At 69.4% G+C, this 2,056-nt stretch carries 3 protein-coding genes; all 3 read left to right on the top strand.

Annotated features, from left to right (window positions below):
• On the top strand, nt 1–295 hold a 295-nt coding region (locus AB0M20_RS40250), incomplete at its 5' end, for a LamG domain-containing protein (RefSeq protein ID WP_364306417.1).
• Between the two features lie 61 nt (nt 296–356).
• Entirely contained in the window at nt 357–1,619 is a 1,263-nt protein-coding gene (locus AB0M20_RS40245; protein ID WP_364306415.1) for an MFS transporter, read from the top strand.
• 219 nt (nt 1,620–1,838) lie between these two features.
• A partial coding sequence (locus tag AB0M20_RS40240) for a hypothetical protein (RefSeq protein ID WP_364306413.1) occupies nt 1,839–2,056 on the top strand: 218 nt, incomplete at its 3' end.

The following is a 2,056-nucleotide window of genomic DNA, read 5'->3' as shown; positions in this document are numbered from 1 at the left end:
GATCCCGAACGGCATCGTGCAGTGTCTCTACCGAGGGTCGTCCGGGACGATCCTGCTGTCGACGCCCCGCAGGCTCAACAACGGCAGCTGGCACACCGTGCGCTGCGCGCGTACCCGTGACGGGGTCTTCCTGGAGGCCGACGGCAAGCTCGTCGCCAAGCGGAGCGGATGGACCGGCCGGATCGCGAACTCGTGGCCGGTGACCATCGGCGGCAAGATCAGCTGCGACCAGATCGACGTCGGGTGCGACTACTACGCCGGCGACCTCGACTACATCGAGATCACCTCGTGGTGAGACGGCTCATAGCCGGATGACCACCTCCGCGGGCAAGCTGGCTCGCGGAGGTTGATGTGCGATGTCTGCCGTGAACGGCGTGCCGTCGGTGGCCGTCGCGCCCCGGCGGTTCGCCGCGCTGCGCAACCGCGACTGCCGGGCCTACCTCTTCGGCGCCGCCCTGATGATGATGGCGGACAACATCGAGCACGTCATCACGTACTGGGTGTTGTGGGAGAGGTTCCACTCCGAGGCGCTCTCCGGCTTCCAGGTGATCAGCCACTGGATCCCGTTCCTGTTCCTGTCGGTGTGGTTCGGCGGGCTGGCCGACCGGTTCGACTGCCGGCGCGTCATCCAGGTGGCGAACGCGCTGTTCATGACGGTGTCGGCGGCCTGGGGTGTGCTCTTCGTCACCGGGACGCTACAGATCTGGTCGGCATGCCTGCTGCTGATCCTGCACGGCGTCGCCGGGGCGCTGTGGGGTCCGGCCGAGCAACTGATGCTGCACGACTTCGTCGGCGACGAGGAGCTGCCCAGCGCGGTGCGCCTGAACGCCACGTTCCGCAGCCTGGGCGTGCTCTTCGGCCCGGTGATCGGGTCGGCGCTGCTGCTCGGACTCGGCCCGACCTACGGCATCTTCGCCAACATCGCGTTCTACCTGCCGCTGACGATCTTCCTCTTCCGCACCAAGTTCACCGGGCACCGGCGCGACGGTGGGGTGCCGCGAAAGCGGCTGGGCTTCGTCGACTCGGTGCGGGTGCTGCGCCAGGTGCGCTCGAACCACACGCTGGTCAGCATGATCATCCTGGGCGGGCTGGGGTCGTTCTTCGTCGGCGCGTCGCTGCAGTCGGCGATGCCGATCTTCGCGCAGGACCTCGGTGCGGGCGCCGCCGGGACGGCGTACGGGATCCTGCTGTTCGCCAACGGCGCCGGTGGGGTGATCGGCGGGATCCTGCTGGAGGCGACCGGCCGGATCAGGCCGACGGTGTCCGCGGCCGTGGTGAGCACGGCGGTGTACGGCCTGACCACGCTGGCGTTCGCGGTGTCGACGAGCTATCCGCTGTCGGTGTCGCTGCTGGTCGCGGGCGGGGTCGCCAACCTGGCGTCGATGTCGATCGGCCAGACGGTGGTGCAGTTGCTGGCGCCGCCGGAGGACCGCGGCCGGGTGATCGGCGTCTACGGCATGTCGGCGAACGGGCTGCGCTTCGGCAGCGGCCTGACGGTGGGCCTGTTCGGGGCGGTGGTCGGCATCCACTGGTCGCTGGGCCTGAGTGCGGCGGCCCTGTGCGTGGGCACGGCCGTGGCGGCGCTGTATGCCAGATCGGCGAAGGCCGCCCGGGCCTGACCCGAATCCAAGTCGGTGCGGATCGCACAAGAACGCTAAACGCCACCGTGGATCCGGCAGGACTCCGGCGGAGTGGACGAAAGGGACACGGGTGTTTCGGGAGGCGCTGCGTAGCCGTTTCGGAGCTGTGCGTATTCGCAGGTGGGAGCGCAGGGGTTTGTGACAGCCGGGGAGGCGGGTGAGGATGGCGCCATAGGTGGCTGACGATAGGAGGCTCGGGTGACCCGGCGGCAGCGTATCGAGGACCTGACCACGATCACCGTTCCGGAGCAGCCCGCGCTGTCCCCCGACGGCGGCGAGATTCTCTTCGTGCTGCGCGAGGCCGACGTCGACAAGGACCGCTCGATACGGTCGATCTGGCTGGTCGGCGCGCGCGACGGGGCGCCACGGCGGCTCACCCGCGGCGTCGACGACACCAGGCCGGCCTGGTCGCCCGA

The sequence above is a fragment of the Actinoplanes sp. NPDC051633 genome (assembly GCF_040681735.1).
GTDB lineage: Bacteria > Actinomycetota > Actinomycetes > Mycobacteriales > Micromonosporaceae > Actinoplanes.
Note: the sequence above shows the minus strand (reverse complement) of the source record. Positions and strands in the feature narration are given on the sequence as shown.